This window comes from Bartonella sp. AA9NXGY (assembly GCF_042196845.1).
Lineage (GTDB): Bacteria > Pseudomonadota > Alphaproteobacteria > Rhizobiales > Rhizobiaceae > Bartonella.
The window spans coordinates 28,487-45,989 of sequence record NZ_JBHIRB010000010.1 but is presented as its reverse complement, the minus strand read 5'-3'; the positions used below and the strand labels follow the sequence as shown (position 1 = coordinate 45,989).

Sequence of the window (17,503 nt, the reverse complement as noted above, 5' to 3'; positions counted from 1 at the left end):
CGCCCCATCACTTATGCTAACATGACTTTTCTATAAAATTCCATAAGTAATATCTTAGTTTAAAGGAAAATATTCGTGTCTGTTATTACTCGTTTTGCCCCTTCACCCACTGGCTTCCTTCACATTGGTGGTGCTCGTACTGCTCTTTTTAATTGGCTTTATGCAAAACATACCGGTGGAAAAATGCTTTTACGAATTGAAGATACAGACCGAGAGCGTTCAACCGAAGCAGCTGTAAAAGCCATTATAGATGGCTTGCACTGGATGGGTCTTAGTTATGATGGCGCCCCTATTTCGCAATTCGAACGAGCAGAACGTCACCGCCAAATCGCTGAACAGTTGGTCAAGAATGGCAAAGCATATTATTGTTATGCTTCACCTGAGGAGTTAGCTGAAATGCGTGAAAAAGCCCGTTCAGAAGGGCGCCCACCACGTTATGATGGACGTTGGCGTGACCGTGATAGTTCTGAAGCTCCTAAAGGTGTTAAGCCTGTTATTCGCATCAAAGCCCCTCAAGATGGAGAAACGATTGTACATGATCGTGTTCAAGGTGATGTCCGTTTTCCTAATAAAGATCTCGATGACTTCATTATTTTGCGTTCTGATGGTTCGCCTACCTATATGCATGCTGTTGTCGTTGATGATCATGATATGGGCATCACACATATTATACGTGGTGACGATCATCTTACCAACGCAGCCCGACAAACGATTATCTTTAAAGCAATGGGATGGGACATTCCTGTTATGGCCCATATTCCTCTTATCCATGGTGAAAACGGTGCAAAATTATCAAAGCGACATGGTGCGCTCGGTGTTGATGCCTACCGAACAATGGGATATCTTCCTGCTGCTTTGCGCAATTACCTTGTCCGTTTAGGTTGGAGTCATGGTGATGACGAACTGATGTCACTTAAAGATATGATTTCTTGGTTTGATATTGAGGATATTAACAAAGGTGCTGCTCGTTTTGATCTCAAAAAGCTCGATTCCATCAACGGACACTATATGCGTATGAGTAATGATCAAGAACTTTTTGATGCCGCTCTTAATATTCTACCAGAAACCGATAGGGGAGCACAAATTATTGAAAGACTTGATGAAAAACGCCGTGTTCAATTTTTAAAAGCAATCCCGCATTTGAAAGAACGTTCAAAAACACTGTGCGAACTGATTGACAATGCCTCCTTCATTTTTACGCAACGACCTTTACAACTTGATGAAAAAGCTCAAATGCTCTTAGATAAAAATGGACGAACCATTTTAAACGGTCTTTATCTTGCTCTGAAAGCTTGCCCCTCTTGGGATACAAAAACTCTAGATGAAACACTTCGCTCTTTTGTCCAAACACAGAATCTCAAATTTGGATCTATCGCCCAACCACTTCGCGCAGCTCTTACAGGATGTGCAACATCACCAGGTGTTTTGGATATTCTTATTTTATTAGGACGCAATGAATCTCTTCATCGCATCAAGGACCAACTTATCACAACAATATGCCCATGATGTGCACTGAGTATATTTCCTCAAATAAGGATCTATACAGATATCTCAACGCGCCCTAAAAGAGTTTTTTATGTTATATCATTGAAATACATTTCTTATTGAGTAATAATGATCAATAAGGAAATATTTTTAGATTGCATGTACTCACTTTTAGAGGCAATCTACCCTTAAATAAGTAAGAAAAGCTTCAGTTATACATCCCCCACTCTGATGAAGCAGAGTCTTAATTTTTAGAAGTGAAGGATCTGAAAGGAATACCGAATGTCTGAGAATAACGCATATATTATTGTGAATGATAAAAAAGTAGAGCTTCCCTTGCGTAAAGGCACGAGTGGACCTGAAGTCATTGAAATTGCTTCTCTCTATAAAAAAACCGATATTTTTACTTATGATCCTGGTTTTACTTCAACAGCTTCTTGTGAATCAAAAATTACTTATATCGATGGTGATAAAGGCATATTGCTTTATCGTGGTTATCCTATTGATCAATTGGCTGAAAAAGGAGACTTTCTCGAAAGTTGTTATCTTTTACTTTATGGTGAACTCCCAACACAGCAAGAAAAAAATGAATTTGATCGATGTATTATGCAGCATACCATGGTCCACGAACAATTTGCACGCTTCTTCCATGGCTTCCGTCGTGATTCTCATCCTATGGCCGTCATGGTTGCCTGCCTTGGCGCTATGTCTGCGTTCTATCACGACTCTATTGATATTACAGATCCTCACCAGAGAATGATTGCTTCTGTTCGTCTTATCTCAAAAGTTCCAACGCTTGCTGCTATGGCCTATAAATACAGTATTGGACAAGCATTTGTTTATCCACGTAATGATCTTAGTTATGCTGCAAATTTCCTCCATATGTGTTTTGCTGTTCCTTGTGAAGAATATAAAACAAACCCTGTGCTTGCTCGGGCGATGGATCAAATATTTACCCTTCATGCAGATCATGAACAAAATGCTTCTACATCTACGGTACGTCTTGCTGGATCCTCAGGTGCTAATCCGTTTGCCTGTATTGCAGCAGGTGTTGCATGCCTTTGGGGACCAGCACATGGTGGTGCCAATGAAGCATGCCTAAAAATGCTACAAGAAATAGGTTCTATTAAAAGAATTCCTGAATTTATTGCACGTGCAAAAGATAAAAATGATCCTTTCCGCCTTATGGGCTTTGGGCACCGTGTCTATAAAAATTATGATCCACGTGCAAAAATCATGCAAAAAACCTGTCATAAAGTTTTAAAAGAACTCAACATTCAAGATGACCCTCTTCTTGATATTGCAATAGAGCTTGAAAGAATTGCCTTAAGTGATGAATATTTTATTGAGAAAAAGCTTTATCCCAATGTTGATTTCTATTCCGGCATTACATTAAAAGCTCTAGGTTTTCCAACTGAAATGTTTACTGTCCTTTTTGCATTGGCGCGCAGTGTCGGGTGGGTGGCACAATGGAAAGAAATGATTGAAGACCCTGCACAAAAAATTGGTCGTCCTCGACAACTCTACACAGGCTATGCTATGCGTGACTATGTTCCTATAGATGAACGTGCAAATTAAAAAAAGAAATCAATAAAGCTTCAATTTACTGAAGCTTTATTGAGAGTAATCAAAAAACATCCTTTAAAAATTTTTATAAAACGTGATTTTAAAACTCTTTCTACAGAGATAACATCATCATAAAAATTTACTAAAAAATTCTAAGTTTTAGCTCTGTAAAGAAATTGAGAATACTCTTCTGCAAATTAGCCAAACATTTAGCAAAAAGAAATTGAAAATTTTACCTTATAATCCTCATTATCTTTAATGGAAATGTATTCCCTATCATTCCCCCATGTTTAAAAGCCTTATTACATATTAAAATCTAGCAATGTCAGAATTTTTCTTTCTATCTTCTTCAGATAAAATTGCAAAAAGCTTACATTAAGTGCTTCTCTAATTAGAATAAAAACACTTTTACATTTTGTCCTGTTAAAAGCTGAAATTTTCTTTGTATTTAAGTTGATAGTTTTTCTTTTAAAGATAAATTATTGATTTTTAAATAAAATTATTAAAAATCACCCTATAACCAATAAGAGGTGACTTTCTTTCCTATATTTTTTATTCCCATACTTTATAAAAAGAAATTATTTTTTTGATAATGATATTCAGCATAATGATAGCAAAATGAACACAGATAAATTTTTTACATTGCTCCAAAAGAGCTTACAGATTATAAAAATTCATGATGGTTTCATATTTGCCAGCTTATCTAATAGGAGAACATAATGAAATTATTAGCAGGAGCTCTTATAATAAGCGCGACACTGTTTACCCTATCGGCCAATTCTCAAACGCTGAAAATTGCAAGCGATGCTTCTTATCCGCCATTTAGTTATATTGACTCAAATAACAAACTGCAAGGGTTTGATATTGATATATCTTATGCGCTTTGTAAAAAAATGAATGTTGAATGTACTATTGTCACACAAGACTTTGAGGGGATGATTCCCGGTCTTCTTGCCAAAAAATATGATGCTATCGTTTCTTCCCTTTCTCCTACAAAAGAGCGCTTACAAAAAATTGATTTTACAGATCCTTACTACAACACAGCACTCGCTGTTATCGTTACCAAAAATTCGGAAATTAAAGAAATCTCAACACAAGCCTTTAGAGGTAAAAACCTTGGTGTACAATCAAATACAACACAAGCTGCATATGCGGAAGATCATTATGCCTCTGAAGGAGTTAATATCAAACTTTATCCTACAGCAACAGAAGTTAATCGTGATCTTTTAAGCCATCGGCTTGATATCATCATCTTTGATAAATTAAAAGCATTAAATTGGCTTGAAAATGAAGGAAAAGACTGCTGTCTCCTCTTGGGAACTCTAGAAGAAACAAATTTTCCTATTGCAATTGCACTCCGTCAAAATAATAATGATCTTAAAAACAGTTTTAATAAAGCAATAGAAGAAATCCGCGCCGATGGAACCTATGAGAAAATTATGAGAAAATATTTTACTTTCGATATCAATTAGATAGTACTATGAATTAAAACTCAATCTGTATATTTAAGGGGTATCTTTAACTCTTTATTGAACATGCAGGTATAATTGGAAATTCGGCATTTTTATAAGAAAATTTACATTTATCAAAATAACTTTTAATTGCTCCTTGAGATCTAAATATTTTGTAGAATCTAATGACAACAATAAGGTTGTATTTTTACCGTATCAAAATCTAATTTTTTTATGTTCAAATTTAATAGCCTTATTTTCAAGAAAAATCCTCAGTTTTTACTCATGAAATGATTCAAATCAATCATTTCGTGAAAATTAAGCTATCATACAAGCAATAAGATATTTATTCTTTTTTTATCAATAATGCCCAACATAATGATCTAAAATAAACATCAATAAATTTTTGAATTGCTCCCAAAAAGCTTACAGATTATAAAAACATAATGATTTCATATTGCCCGCTTATCCAATAGGAGAACATCATGAAACTATTAGCAGGAGCTCTTATAATAAGCGCCGCACTATTCACCCAATTGGCTGATGCGAAAACATTAAAAATTGCGAGTGAAGGCACCTATCCTCCCTTCAGTTATATTGACTCAAATAATAAATTGCAGGGACTTGATATTGATATATCTTATGCACTTTGTAAAAAAATGAATGTTGAGTGTACTATTGTTACACAAGACTTCGAGGGAATGATCCCTGGACTTATTGCAAAAAAATATGATGCTATCATTGCTTCCCTCTCTCTCACACAAGAGCGTTTACAAAAAATTGACTTTACAGATCCTTACTACGATACAGCACTGGCTGTTATTGTTACCAAAGCTTCGGGAATTAAAGAAATCTCGACAAAAGACTTTAGAGGTAAAAATCTTGGTGTGCAATCAAATACAACACAAGCTTTCTATGCAGAAGATCATTTTGCCTCTGAAGAGGTGAAAATAAAACTCTATCCTTCCACAATAGAAGTGAATCGTGATCTTTTAAATCATCGACTTGATGTGATCATTGTTGATAAATTACAAGCATTAAATTGGCTTAAAAATGAAGGAAAAGATTGTTGTCTCCTCTTGGGAACTCTAGAAGAAACAAGATTTCCTGTTGCAATTGCAGTCCGTCAAAATAATAATGATCTTAAAAATAAGTTCAATGAAGCTATAAAAGAAATCCGTTTGGATGGAACTTATGAAAAGATTATGAGAAAATATTTTACAAGTGATGTTTATTAAATATCAATATGATATTTTAATGAAACCCGTTGGTTATTGCTAAAAAATATTATCTAACTCTTTCATGAGGAATATAAGAATGATTGAAAATTTAGCATTGCTATCATTTAGCAATGGTGGATGGGGAGCAGTTATACTTTCCAGTGCAGGAATGACTTTGTCATTGGCATTATGTTGTGGACTTCTAGGATTTCCTCTAGGGCTTCTCAATGCAGTGATGATTCGATCCAATATTAAGATGGCCAAAGCTATGGCACGCCTCTTTTCAACGATATTTCGTGGGCTACCAGAGCTTTTAACTTTGTTTTTAGTTTACTACGGATTACAAAGCCTTATTCAAAATTTATTTGACTATTTTAGTTTTGAAATCATGTTCAGTATCAATGCTTTTGTTGCTGGTGTTCTTGCCCTTAGTATGGTTCTTGCAGCTTTTTCTTGTGAAGTTTGGCTTGGAGCATTTAATATTTTTGATAAAGGTCAATATGAAGCAGCTAAAGCTTTAGGACTTTCACGGTCAACCACATTTTTTCGTATTGTCTTCCCTCAGCTCATCCGAAATGCCTTGCCAGGACTTTCTAATAATTGGCTTACTTTACTGAAAGATACATCCCTTGTTTCTACCATCGCGCTTGTTGACCTCATGAGACAAACGAATCTAGCTGTCGCTGCTACCAATAAACCCATGCTATTTTATTTTGTAGCATGCTTACTCTATTTGTTATTTTCAGCGGTTTTTACTGCAATCTTACGCCATTTGGAAACATACACTCAAATAGGCTATAAAAAGGTGCTAAGTCAATGATTCCTGAGTGGCTTTATTTTCTTTTTAATCCTGATCTTTTAAGTCATTATGGACCCAAATTTATTAATGGCTTTATTGTTACTGTTGAACTTGTTTCTATTTCTTGTTCTCTAGGCCTTTTTCTTGGTATGATTATCGCTTTTGCACGTCTATCAGAGAATACATTTTTACAATATTTTGCAAATGCTTATGTCTATTTTTTCCGTGGCTCTCCTTTATTAGCTCAACTCTTTCTTTTTTATTATGGGCTTGGTTCAATGAACAGTTTTTGGCAACAAGTGGGGCTATGGTGGTTTTTTCAAAACGCGTGGTATTGTTGTCTTTTTATTTTTACACTCAATTCTGCTGCCTATCAATCTGAGATCTTTAAAGGAAGTTTTCTATCCGTAACAACTGGACAACGCGAAGCATCAAAAGCTTTAGGTTTAAGCAACTCTGTCACATTTTTTAGAGTTATTCTTCCACAAGCAATGATTGTAGCATTACGCCCCTTAGGAAATGAGTTGATTTTAATGATTAAATCCAGTGCTGTTGCCTCACTTATTACTGTTTATGATTTAATGGGGGTTGCTAAACTCGCTTATTCACGGACTTTCGATTTTCAAGTTTACGTTTGGGCTGCTCTTATCTATCTCTTTATCGTTGAACTCATTCATCGTTTTATTGTTTTTATCGAGCAGCGCCTCACTCGATATTTACGGTAAATAAAATGATCATAAAAAACAGTATCAAATCAAAATGTTGAATTAATCAAGTTCTTCATCAATGAAAGAATAAAATAAGATGAATTTGAAAAATAATAAATCGATCTCTCCCAGTAAAAACCCTGTGATCTCTATCCAAAATCTAAATAAATGGTATGGAAACTTTCAGGTCCTACATGATATCAACTTTAATGTTCAAGCTGGTGAACATATCGTTATTTGTGGACCATCCGGATCAGGAAAATCAACGTTAATTCGTTGTATTAATCAATTAGAACAAGCACAAAAAGGTTCAATCTGTATCCATAACGTTGATATCCATACTGCACCTATACAACAGCAAAAAAATGTTCTTCGTAAGATAGGAATGGTCTTTCAGAACTTTAATTTATTTCCCCACATGAGCGTTATACAAAATTGTATTTTAGCACCTATGACCGTTCAAGGGCTTTCCAAACAACAAGCACAAGAACGGGCAATTCGTTACTTAACGCATGTTGGTATTGAAAAACACTGTGAAAAATATCCTTTACAACTTTCTGGTGGGCAACAACAACGTGTTGCGATTGCCCGTGCACTTTGTATGGAACCCGAAGTCATGCTTTTTGATGAACCAACCTCTGCTCTTGATCCAGAAAGTGTGGGAGAAGTTTTGGAAGTGATGGCTCGATTAGCCGATACAGGGATCACAATGCTTTGTGTTACCCATGAAATGGGCTTCGCACGTAAAGTCTCAGAAAGAATACTCTTTCTAGAAAATGGAAAAATTGTTGAAGATGCAGCCTCTGAAGAATTTTTTACCAATCCTAAAAGCCAACGTGCTTGTAATTTTCTTGCTAAAATTAAATATTAATCATTAAAATATTGCTTTATTTATACAATTTTATTCCTGCTTTTTAAAAGAGTGATAATTGTTTGTGCGCCAACAACCCCCGATGGTACTTCAGTTTTCATTTTCTGTTCTACCATCTCAAAGGAATCAAGTTGTGCCTGTCGCAATAAAGGATTAGCCAAAAGTTGTTCTACCTGTCTTGCTAACATGCCAGGACGGATTAATTCATTCAAATATTCCGAAACAATAGGCTTATCAGCAATAATATTTGGAAGAGCAGCACTCCATAACATCATTTTAGGAAAAATAAATAATTTAGAAAAGAAATCAAGTTTATAGCAAAGAACCATAGGAACTTTTGCTAAGGCTAATTCAAGTGAAACAGTTCCATGTGCAGCAAGAGCAACATTTGCTTGTGCAAAAGCACGCCATTTTTCATCTTCACCAACTACAATTTCTATCTTGCTTTTCCAGCCCTGCACAAAGTCCCGGATTCTATCTACCAAATGAGGTAAGGTTGGTAAAATAATACGTAAATGAGGAATACGTTGTACAAGAATCTCTACTGTTTCTCGAAAAATAGGCATTAAGGAACGAATTTCTGAATTGCGTGATCCTGGCAAAATAACTAATGTAGGCGATAATGTTTGTGTATCGATCAAATTTCTTTGTTCTAATTGGCTTTTTTTTTCTGACTGAACTCTCAAAAGGGGAGGATATGTCAAAAGACGATGTCCAACATAAGTCGTGGCAGGGCCTCCCAAATCTTGCATAATCTTTTCTTCAAAAGGAAAAACCGCTAAAACATGATCAACAAATCCACACATAGCTTTTGCACGCTCTGGCCTCCATGCCCAAACAGTCGGTGCAATATATTTAATGATAGGAATAGAAGGCGCTAAAGCACGTACCTTTTTTGCAATACGATGCGTGAAATCAGGACTATCAATAATAATTAAACAATCAGGTTGTTCTTGTGCAATAAATTTGGATAAATTGCGAATATGTAGCAACAACAATGGTAGTTTTTTCAACACCTCCTTTAAACCTATTAAAGCAATATCATGGGAATCAAAAAAGCTTTTTAAGCCTAATGCCTTTAAATGGCTCCCCCCAACACCAATCAAATGAATATTGCATCCTATCTGTTGTGATAAACAAGAAATTAGATCGGCCCCAAGTAAATCACCAGATTCCTCACCTGAAACCACTGCAATCTTTAAGAAACAATTATTCATGACCAAACTTTTCAAATGTCTCTATAAATAAAGAATATTTGTTGGCTTTTTCTATTGTTGTTTTCACTGATAATATTAGACTTCTATTTGCCTCCACCGCAACACCAGATAAACCACTCTTTGCAATATTCATTATTGTCGCGGGCCCAATTGATGGCAAATCAACGCGATTATCCTGTTGTGGTTTTGCGCATTTTACAAGAATGCCACCTTTAAGGGGAATTTGCCCTCTTTCTCGCATTTCACAAATACGCCACAACATATTATCAGTTCCCTCAGCGCCCTCTAGAGCAACCACCCTTCCTTGGACAACGACAACGGCTTGCCCGATATCTAATTGACCTAAAAGCTTTGCTGCTTCTACTGCTAAAAAAATATCTTTTTTCTCTTTTGGAGTAGCGCGCCGTACTGTTAAATTAAATTCTATGGGAGCTAAAAGATCTGGGACTATTTCGTGAGCACCGATAACACAAAAACCGTGTGCTTCAATAACCCGTATAAAAGCTTTTAATAACGCATCGTCTCCCCTCTTCAAAGCTCCGATTAACTTAGGAAGAGCTAAAAATGTTGTCCAGTCCAGTCGCAATTGTTTAAGAAGTGGACGCTTTTTTACACCACCTGCCAAAACAACATTATATACACCAGCCTCTTTTAAAATTTTAACGAGTCGTGCTAACTCTACAATTGATAGCTCGCAATGCTCATAGCGATAAAGAACAGAATCTGCCTCACCATGCAAAAGCACAAGAAAAGGATTTTCTCCATTCTTCTCAAGAGTCTGCGCAACAGTAATCGGTAGAACACCATTTCCTGCTATAATAGCAGTACGGCCGGAAAGAAAACTTCTGGCTCCCCAAATAGGCATTTTTAATCCTTATGTTCTTTTATTCTAACACCTTCAAATTTTGGTGTACAATAAAAACGCTTTCCTTCTTCTTTAATAAAATTAACAACTTCAGAAACAGACTGAGAAGAAGAATAGAAAGAAGCAACATCACTGACACGCTCTTTAAATGGTTTGCTATGATCAAAAAGCATAGCAACCGCATGACGGAGTGCATGAATATCTTGACGCTCAAGTCCTGCACGCTTCATGCCAATAATATTGAGTCCAGCAAGTTTTGCCTGCACACCAACAGCTGTTCCATAAGGTATCAGATCACCAACCAGTGCAGATACGCCGCCGATAAATGCATGATGTCCAACACGAACAAATTGATGAACAGCAGCACCACCACCAATAATCACATAATCACCAATAGTAACATGACCAGCAATCATTGCGTTATTGGCAAATGTTACATGATTGCCTACATAACAATCGTGAGCGATATGCGCATAACAAAAAAATTGGCAATTATCACCAACAACTGTCATTCCTACACTCGAATCGGAACCCCTATGCATTGTTACACCTTCACGAATCGTACAATTCTTACCAATAAAAAGAGTTGTAGCCCCTCCTTTATGTTTATTATTTTGCGGATCTGCCCCCAAAACGGCATGAGAAAATACTTTACTCTTGGCTCCTAACGTTGTCTTTCCCATTATTACAACATGACTTGTCAAACTACATTCATCACCAATAACAGCCTCTGAACTAATATGGCAAAATGGTCCAACGCGTACATTCTCACCAAGCTGCGCTCCCTTCTCCACAAGAGCAGTTGGATGGATTTTCGTACCGGACATTTTTTAATTCCCATCAAATATCGTTTATGCTTCTTCGACAATCATCGCAGCAATTTCTGCTTCAGCGACGCGAACATCTTCTACTTTTGCAACACATGAAAAACGTCTCATACCAGATCTTTTTTTCAAAAGCTGAACATGGATTTTTAGCTGATCACCAGGCATAACCGGCTTACGAAATTTCGCATTATCAACCGTCATAAGGTAAACTAAATTTGTTTGCTTATTGCCTAAATTTAAAAGTGCTATTGCTCCTGCCGTTTGTGCCATAGCTTCTAAAATCAAAACTCCAGGCATAACAGGCTTTGAGGGAAAATGTCCCATAAAATGTGGCTCGTTAATCGTTATATTTTTAATACCAATCGCTTCTTGTTCACCATCAATATCAACGATACGATCAATTAATAAAAATGGATAACGGTGCGGTAATATTGATAATAGTTTTTCAATATCGACAGCCTCTAAGTTTTTAGTTTTTTCACTGCTGATCATATCAGCGTTTCTCCTTTTTAACTTTTCCCATACTGCGCAATGCCGCTACTTCACGAAACCATTGTTTAAATGGTCGCGCTGGACTACCTCCCCATTTTTCGCCATCCGGAATGTCATTCATAACACCACTACGAGCAGCAATCTGAACAGATTTACCTATTATGATGTGATCCGCTACTCCCACACTTCCGCCAAGCTGAGACATATCCCCTATAGATGTACTTCCCGCAATGCCACATTGAGCGGCAATAAGACAATAGCGTCCAATTTTGACATTGTGGGCAATTTGTACAAGATTATCAATCTTGCTTCCTTCACCAATAACAGTATCTTGAAATGTTCCACGATCAATTGTCGTGTTCGCACCAACTTCTACACCATCCTCAATAATAACGCGACCAAGCTGTGGAATTTTCTCGATTCCAGAAACGCCCCCAACATAACCAAAACCATCTTGCCCAATGCAAACACCAGGATAAAGCTGAACCTTATCACCTATTATAGAACACTGAACTGTTACCTTAGGAGCAATATAGCAGTCACATCCAATACGGCAATTTTCACCGATAACAGCTGTGGATGAAATAAGAGTTCCTGCACCAATCTCAACATTTTTACCAATAACAGCTCCCGCTTCAATACACACATCATGTGCCAACTTAGCCGTTGGATGAATATGCGCATGCGATGAAATCCCCTTCTGCCCCAACCAAGGCATTGGCTTGACAGAATCTGGAAACAAAATACGACCAATCTGAGCAAAGTCACGCTGTGGTGTGGATGTCACCAAAATTGCCATAGTTTCGGGAACTTTAAAAACAATCTCATTCGTACACAAAACAGCAACAGCAGAACTGTCCAGTAAAGCATCAGAAAACTTCCGATGCTCTACAAAAACAAGCGAACCTTCCACAGCACTCTCAAGTGAAGAAAGAGTATTGATAACTTTATGAGAAAACTCTGGATTAAGAAGCTTTGCACCCGTCAACTCAGCAGCATTTGCAACTGTCAATCGTCGGGACGGCGTAAAAAAAAATGTATCCGCCATCAAAACACTTTCTCTCCCAGCTTAAGCTATTCTCTTCAAGTTTTTCCTTCTTAAAATCGCTCAAATCAGAACTTCGTAGAAATACCAAAGTTCAATTGTTGCACACGATCACCTTCCTGTTTCGTTATTGGCCAAGCATAATCAAAACGCAAAGGACCAAACGGAGAATCCCACATCAAACTCACACCTGCAGATGAACGCCAAGCACTTTTGGTATTGGTAACAGACGGTTCACCCTTAAAAACGGCTTTATAATTATTGCCATAAAGCGTGGCAATATCCGCAAATAAAGCACCGCGCAACCCAAATCCCTCAGGCACGACAGGGATAGGGAACTGTACTTCAGCAGTCGCATTCATATATGTCGTTCCCCCCAAGAAATAAACCTCACCCTTACTGGAAACCTGACGCGGACCTATTCCATTATATTTGAACCCTCGAATCATATCAGAATTTACTTTAAACATATCGAAAATACGAACACCATCTCGGCCCATTCCGTGGATATAACCACCCCCAAAGGAAAGCAAACCAACGATATCCTTCTGGTCAGAAAGAGTCTTGTACATCATCGCCTTACCCGTGGTCTTCAAGAACTTTGCACTCCCACCAAGCCCTGCATATTCCTGAAGCAGATGCACGTACCACCCATCATGGGGGGATCTCATATCATCAATCGTATTATAGGTGAAACCATAACTAATTGATGAACGTTTCCAAGGGCTGTGTTTTGCAGCTTGAACAATCGCACCAGAATATTTCCCATATAATTCTATTATGTCACTCTCTTTGTCAAAATCATACTCTCCGCCAAAATCATATTCTTCCTGCACATAAGAATAAGCTACATTAGCAGATAATTGATTATTAATAGGTAACGAAAACCGCAGCGATCCACCTGTCTGCCGTACATCATAGGCTTTATCAGCACGATAAGTACTACGAAAAACATCAACACCAGCAGATAAACGATACCCTAAGAAATAAGGATCAACAAATGATAAATTATAATTACGAGATTTTTCTTGCCCCGCACCTAATCCTAAACGAACATATTGACCACGTCCCCCAAGATTACGTTCAGTAACAGAAACTTCAAGTGACATACCAGGACTTGTTCCCCCTGTTGTATACCCTCCAGAAAGAGAGAGATCTCCTGTTGAAGCTTCAACGACATCTATTACCAAAACAACTTGGTCAGATTGATCTGTAGGAACCATTGAAATATTAACGGCTTTGAAGAAACCTAAACTTTCTAGACGACGTTTTGCCCGCTGTAATAAAGTTTGATTGTAAGCATCTCCTTCGTTTAAATCAATCTCACGGCGAATGACGTAATCACGCGTTTTCTCATTGCCACGTATATCAATACGTTGAATATAAGCACGTGTACCCCGTTCAATATTATATAAAATTGAAATTGTATGATTTGCTAAATTACGATTTCCCCGCGGTTCAACTTTAGCAAAAGCATATCCCGAATCAGCAACTTTGTTATTAATAGTTGCAACAGACTGTTCAATATCTTCTGCACTATAAACATTACCTGGCTGGGTTTTAAGCATCCTTTTCACAGATTGAACGTCAATTCCATCAACATCACTTTCAACCTGAATATCGCTAATTTTATAGAGCGCACCCTCATCAAGAACGAAAGAAATTTTATACGTATTGCTTGCTGCATCAAAAGTTGCTTTAGAAGAGACTACACGAAAATCCGCATAACCACGGTTATAATAAAAGCGACGTAAAGCTTCTTCATCAACAGCGAGGCGCTCTTCACTGTAAACATCACCTCCCAACAACTTCGAAAAAATTCCTGAAGTTTTTGTTGAAATCACATCACGCAAACGACGACTTCCAAAGACATTATTTCCCTTAAAAGTGATATCACCAATCTTTGTTTTTTTCCCTTCAACGACATTAAATACCACATTAACCCGCCCTTTTCCAAGGTTAATCGTTTGAACGTTAACAGTGATATTATTACGACCAAGAGTTTTATAAGCCTCACGAATTGTATTTATATCAGCAGAAAGCTTAGCAGAATTAAAAGGCTCATTCGGTTTTAAAGAAATAAACCGCTTAAGATCTGGGTCTTTAAAAGATTTATTTCCTTGAAACAATATTTGATTGACAACCTCATATTCTTTTACGAATACAACCAATTTATCACCCACCGGATTTATTTTAACATCATAAAATAAACCCAATTCGAAAAGATTCTTCACAGCACTATCAACATCACCACTGGAAACACCTTGCCCAACCTTAATCCCCATATTGTCTCGAATCGCCTGAGAACTTACAAACTTATTCCCACGAACCTCAATAGAGCGGACTACAGACGCTTGTATTTCTCCGACCGCAGCAATTGACATAAAAACCGTTGCTGGGGCAATCATCCCCATCTTTAACACCAATACAGATGCTGCATTTAAAAACTTTGAATTCGTAGTCATTGGCTTTTTTACCTTACTCTCGTTCCTTGGACATGATGCCTTAAAAGCTAACTGCCATAACAACCTTTTTACAGCGAGACTTTTCATTCCTTAATTACTCATTATAATGTACAACGCCACAACATTTTGTAGACATGGTAAACAACCTTCAATTTGTTTTTGCTATTATTACTTAATTTATAAAGCGTTTTCCATAATTTAATTAGCTAAACCAACAAAAATAATCATTAAAAAAGACAAAGATCATAAAAAGGAGAAGAATGAAAAAACCTAAACGAAAAACGATTCCCTGAATTTTAGCAGATATTTTCCTCCCAGTAATGACCTCAATGACATGCAATAAAAGATGCCCACCGTCAAGCGGTAGAATCGGAAAAAGGTTAATAAGCCCAACACTTATTGAAAGAAAAGCTGCCAAATTCAACAAAGAGATAAAACCTGTCTCGCTCACTTTCCAAGCAATTTTAACGGTTTTAGAAGGTCCACTTAGCCGACAACGATCCTCTTTGCCTCCTATTAAACGACTCATAAAAAGAACGGTTTGAGTGGCGATAAACACAGTACGGTCTGACGCTTTTCTTACAGCTGTTACAAAACCATAGCGAATATGTTTTATATAAGTTGGATCTAAACGTGCAGGATTATTTAAATCAACAGGAACACCTACACCTATCATAGCACTTCGTGTTCGATTACCAAATCCATCATCTCGCTCAACGACTTTCGGGGTAATCATCGTTGTAAAGACTCGCCCCATGCGTTCTATTTTAAACTCTATGGGTTCTCTTCCGTGAAAAGCTACATAATTCATCAAATCTTCAAAGCTTTCAACCCGTCGTCCATCCATTTCAACAAAACGATCACCTAATTCCAAACCGGATTGAAGAGCAGGGCTATCTTTTACCAAAGAACCAACAACGGGCTCAATGGCTACACGACCATAGATAAAGAAAAAAAATGTTAGAATAACAACAGTAAAAAGGGCATTAAAGAAAGGACCGGCAAAAACAGTTGCTGCTTTTTTCCAAGCATGCGCACTAACAAATGAACCATCAACAATCAGAGATGATTGGGATGATTCCGTATCGATTTTTTCCTCATCCCCAACAAATTTTACATAACCTCCTAAGGGGATAAGTGCTAAACGCCACTTCGTGCCATGCTTATCTGTATAACTCGCTATTTCTGGTCCAAATCCAAGCGAAAAAATTAACGCCTTAATACCACACCACCGACCAATGAGATAGTGCCCAAATTCGTGCACAAAAATGATAATCATAATGATGAAAAGAATACTCAAACTTCTTAAAAGAAAATCACCGATAGTGACGATATGATTTAAAAGTTCCAAACTATCTTCTCCCAATTAGATCATACTAAAAAGATTAAAAGGCGCATCCATATCAGACATAAATGAACCAATTAAATAAAGAAGAAAAGCTGCCCCTACCAATCCATCTATACGATCCATAAAACCACCATGTCCAGGCAATAAAGAACTAGAATCTTTAACAGAAAACCGTCTTTTGAGCCATGATTGCCCTAAATCACTCAATTGTGAAACAATTGACAAAACAAGTGTAAGGAGTGGCACAAAAAAACTGGCTAAATTTATATCAAAAAATCCAAAAGCGACCCATATACCACCGAAAACTCCGACAAATGTACCACCAAGTGCTCCTGACCATGTTTTATTAGGAGAAAATTGTGGTGCTAATTTAGGCCCCCCTAATGCACGTCCGATAAAATAGCCACCAATATCTGTTCCCCACACTATCGTAAATAAGAAAATAACAACTTGGAACCCCAACATTTCATGATCCCGTAGAAAGCATAAAGCAACAACAGGAAAAGATGCATATAAAAAACCAGAAAAAACCCAACCACTCTTTTTTATAGATATAATAGCTAACACTGTAGCTAAAATGATTAAAACACAAAAAATCAATGAAGCAGATACACTCAACACTAAAAAAAAGCCAAAAATTAAATAAAAGATACTTGCTAATATTTTTTGTAAAATACACCATTTCTCTTTAGTAATACTCATCCACTCATAAAGAACAAAACCGCCAATACACCATACAAATAAAAAAAAGAAGTTTCCTCCCAACCATGTTAGATACAACGCAATAATGCCAAAAACAAAAGCTGTCAGAATACGATAAACCAAATTAGACAAAACAACATCCAAACAATAAAAATAGAAAATACAAGCTCTAAAATTAACGCAAGAAAAACTCCCCTACGCAGTATTTTTATCTCATACCTGTATAATTTCTCTTATAATTTATCATAAATAATTCAGTCTACTAAGATAGCGCTTATGAGACTAATAATCAATGAAAACAGCTTCAAAAATCTTCGTCAAAATTATAAAATATTTTTTAATATTTTCTCAAATATAAAATGAAAAAGCAGTTACCTCTGCCCCACACAAATTAACTAATATAGGTTTCGTATAAAAACACTTTTCTATCAACTATTCGTCAT

15 protein-coding genes are annotated in these 17,503 nt (G+C 36.8%); 7 read left to right on the top strand and 8 right to left on the bottom strand.

What is annotated here, in order from left to right:
• Nucleotides 1-75: 75 nt before the first annotated feature.
• The 7 genes from gltX (at nt 76) to ACFIM6_RS06355 (ending at nt 8,099) form a co-directional block, all read left to right on the top strand.
• On the top strand, nt 76-1,506 hold the full coding sequence (gene gltX, locus ACFIM6_RS06385; RefSeq protein ID WP_375612137.1) for a glutamate--tRNA ligase: 1,431 nt from the start codon (nt 76-78) through the stop codon (nt 1,504-1,506).
• Between the two features lie 261 nt (nt 1,507-1,767).
• Entirely contained in the window at nt 1,768-3,063 is a 1,296-nt protein-coding gene (gene gltA / locus ACFIM6_RS06380; RefSeq protein ID WP_375612136.1) for a citrate synthase, read from the top strand.
• A gap of 707 nt (nt 3,064-3,770) precedes the next feature.
• Nucleotides 3,771-4,523, top strand: coding sequence for a transporter substrate-binding domain-containing protein (locus ACFIM6_RS06375; RefSeq protein ID WP_375612135.1), 753 nt, complete (start codon nt 3,771-3,773; stop codon nt 4,521-4,523).
• Nucleotides 4,524-4,987: 464 nt separating this feature from the next.
• Entirely contained in the window at nt 4,988-5,740 is a 753-nt protein-coding gene (locus ACFIM6_RS06370; protein WP_375612134.1) for a transporter substrate-binding domain-containing protein, read from the top strand.
• Between the two features lie 79 nt (nt 5,741-5,819).
• Complete coding sequence (locus tag ACFIM6_RS06365; protein ID WP_375612133.1) at nt 5,820-6,542, top strand: ABC transporter permease; 723 nt, start codon at nt 5,820-5,822, stop codon at nt 6,540-6,542.
• Nucleotides 6,539-7,246, top strand: coding sequence for an ABC transporter permease (locus ACFIM6_RS06360; RefSeq protein ID WP_375612132.1), 708 nt, complete (start codon nt 6,539-6,541; stop codon nt 7,244-7,246). Before ACFIM6_RS06365 ends, ACFIM6_RS06360 begins: the two co-directional genes overlap by 4 nt.
• Before the next feature lie 79 nt (nt 7,247-7,325).
• Nucleotides 7,326-8,099, top strand: coding sequence for an amino acid ABC transporter ATP-binding protein (locus tag ACFIM6_RS06355; RefSeq protein WP_375612131.1), 774 nt, complete (start codon nt 7,326-7,328; stop codon nt 8,097-8,099).
• 20 nt (nt 8,100-8,119) lie between these two features.
• Here the strand turns inward: ACFIM6_RS06355 and lpxB are convergent, their stop codons facing one another.
• The 8 genes from lpxB to ACFIM6_RS06315 all read right to left on the bottom strand — a co-directional run bounded on the left by lpxB (nt 8,120) and on the right by ACFIM6_RS06315 (nt 17,192).
• Nucleotides 8,120-9,316, bottom strand: coding sequence for a lipid-A-disaccharide synthase (lpxB, locus tag ACFIM6_RS06350; RefSeq protein ID WP_375612130.1), 1,197 nt, complete (start codon nt 9,314-9,316; stop codon nt 8,120-8,122).
• Entirely contained in the window at nt 9,309-10,181 is an 873-nt protein-coding gene (locus ACFIM6_RS06345; RefSeq protein WP_375612129.1) for an LpxI family protein, read from the bottom strand. Before ACFIM6_RS06345 ends, lpxB begins: the two co-directional genes overlap by 8 nt.
• A gap of 2 nt (nt 10,182-10,183) precedes the next feature.
• Nucleotides 10,184-11,008 carry an acyl-ACP--UDP-N-acetylglucosamine O-acyltransferase gene (gene lpxA, locus ACFIM6_RS06340; protein WP_375609506.1) on the bottom strand — a complete coding sequence of 275 codons (825 nt, stop codon included), beginning with the start codon at nt 11,006-11,008 and terminating at the stop codon, nt 10,184-10,186.
• Between the two features lie 24 nt (nt 11,009-11,032).
• Complete coding sequence (gene fabZ / locus ACFIM6_RS06335) at nt 11,033-11,500, bottom strand: 3-hydroxyacyl-ACP dehydratase FabZ (RefSeq protein ID WP_375612128.1); 468 nt, start codon at nt 11,498-11,500, stop codon at nt 11,033-11,035.
• Nucleotide 11,501: 1 nt separating this feature from the next.
• Nucleotides 11,502-12,548 carry a UDP-3-O-(3-hydroxymyristoyl)glucosamine N-acyltransferase gene (gene lpxD / locus ACFIM6_RS06330; protein ID WP_375612127.1) on the bottom strand — a complete coding sequence of 349 codons (1,047 nt, stop codon included), beginning with the start codon at nt 12,546-12,548 and terminating at the stop codon, nt 11,502-11,504.
• A gap of 65 nt (nt 12,549-12,613) precedes the next feature.
• On the bottom strand, nt 12,614-15,010 hold the full coding sequence (gene bamA, locus ACFIM6_RS06325; protein WP_375612126.1) for an outer membrane protein assembly factor BamA: 2,397 nt from the start codon (nt 15,008-15,010) through the stop codon (nt 12,614-12,616).
• 202 nt (nt 15,011-15,212) lie between these two features.
• Entirely contained in the window at nt 15,213-16,361 is a 1,149-nt protein-coding gene (locus ACFIM6_RS06320) for an RIP metalloprotease (protein ID WP_375612125.1), read from the bottom strand.
• A gap of 15 nt (nt 16,362-16,376) precedes the next feature.
• Nucleotides 16,377-17,192, bottom strand: coding sequence for a phosphatidate cytidylyltransferase (locus ACFIM6_RS06315; protein WP_375612124.1), 816 nt, complete (start codon nt 17,190-17,192; stop codon nt 16,377-16,379).
• Nucleotides 17,193-17,503 lie beyond the last annotated feature (311 nt).

Coding starts and splice junctions, on each gene's coding strand:
- gltA (WP_375612136.1), top strand. CDS start 1,768: ATGTCTGAGAATAACGCATATATTATTGTGAATGATAAAAAAGTAGAG.
- ACFIM6_RS06375 (WP_375612135.1), top strand. CDS start 3,771: ATGAAATTATTAGCAGGAGCTCTTATAATAAGCGCGACACTGTTTACC.
- ACFIM6_RS06370 (WP_375612134.1), top strand. CDS start 4,988: ATGAAACTATTAGCAGGAGCTCTTATAATAAGCGCCGCACTATTCACC.
- ACFIM6_RS06365 (WP_375612133.1), top strand. CDS start 5,820: ATGATTGAAAATTTAGCATTGCTATCATTTAGCAATGGTGGATGGGGA.
- ACFIM6_RS06360 (WP_375612132.1), top strand. CDS start 6,539: ATGATTCCTGAGTGGCTTTATTTTCTTTTTAATCCTGATCTTTTAAGT.
- ACFIM6_RS06355 (WP_375612131.1), top strand. CDS start 7,326: ATGAATTTGAAAAATAATAAATCGATCTCTCCCAGTAAAAACCCTGTG.
- lpxB (WP_375612130.1), bottom strand. CDS start 9,316: ATGAATAATTGTTTCTTAAAGATTGCAGTGGTTTCAGGTGAGGAATCT.
- ACFIM6_RS06345 (WP_375612129.1), bottom strand. CDS start 10,181: ATGCCTATTTGGGGAGCCAGAAGTTTTCTTTCCGGCCGTACTGCTATT.
- lpxA (WP_375609506.1), bottom strand. CDS start 11,008: ATGTCCGGTACGAAAATCCATCCAACTGCTCTTGTGGAGAAGGGAGCG.
- fabZ (WP_375612128.1), bottom strand. CDS start 11,500: ATGATCAGCAGTGAAAAAACTAAAAACTTAGAGGCTGTCGATATTGAA.
- lpxD (WP_375612127.1), bottom strand. CDS start 12,548: ATGGCGGATACATTTTTTTTTACGCCGTCCCGACGATTGACAGTTGCA.
- bamA (WP_375612126.1), bottom strand. CDS start 15,010: ATGACTACGAATTCAAAGTTTTTAAATGCAGCATCTGTATTGGTGTTA.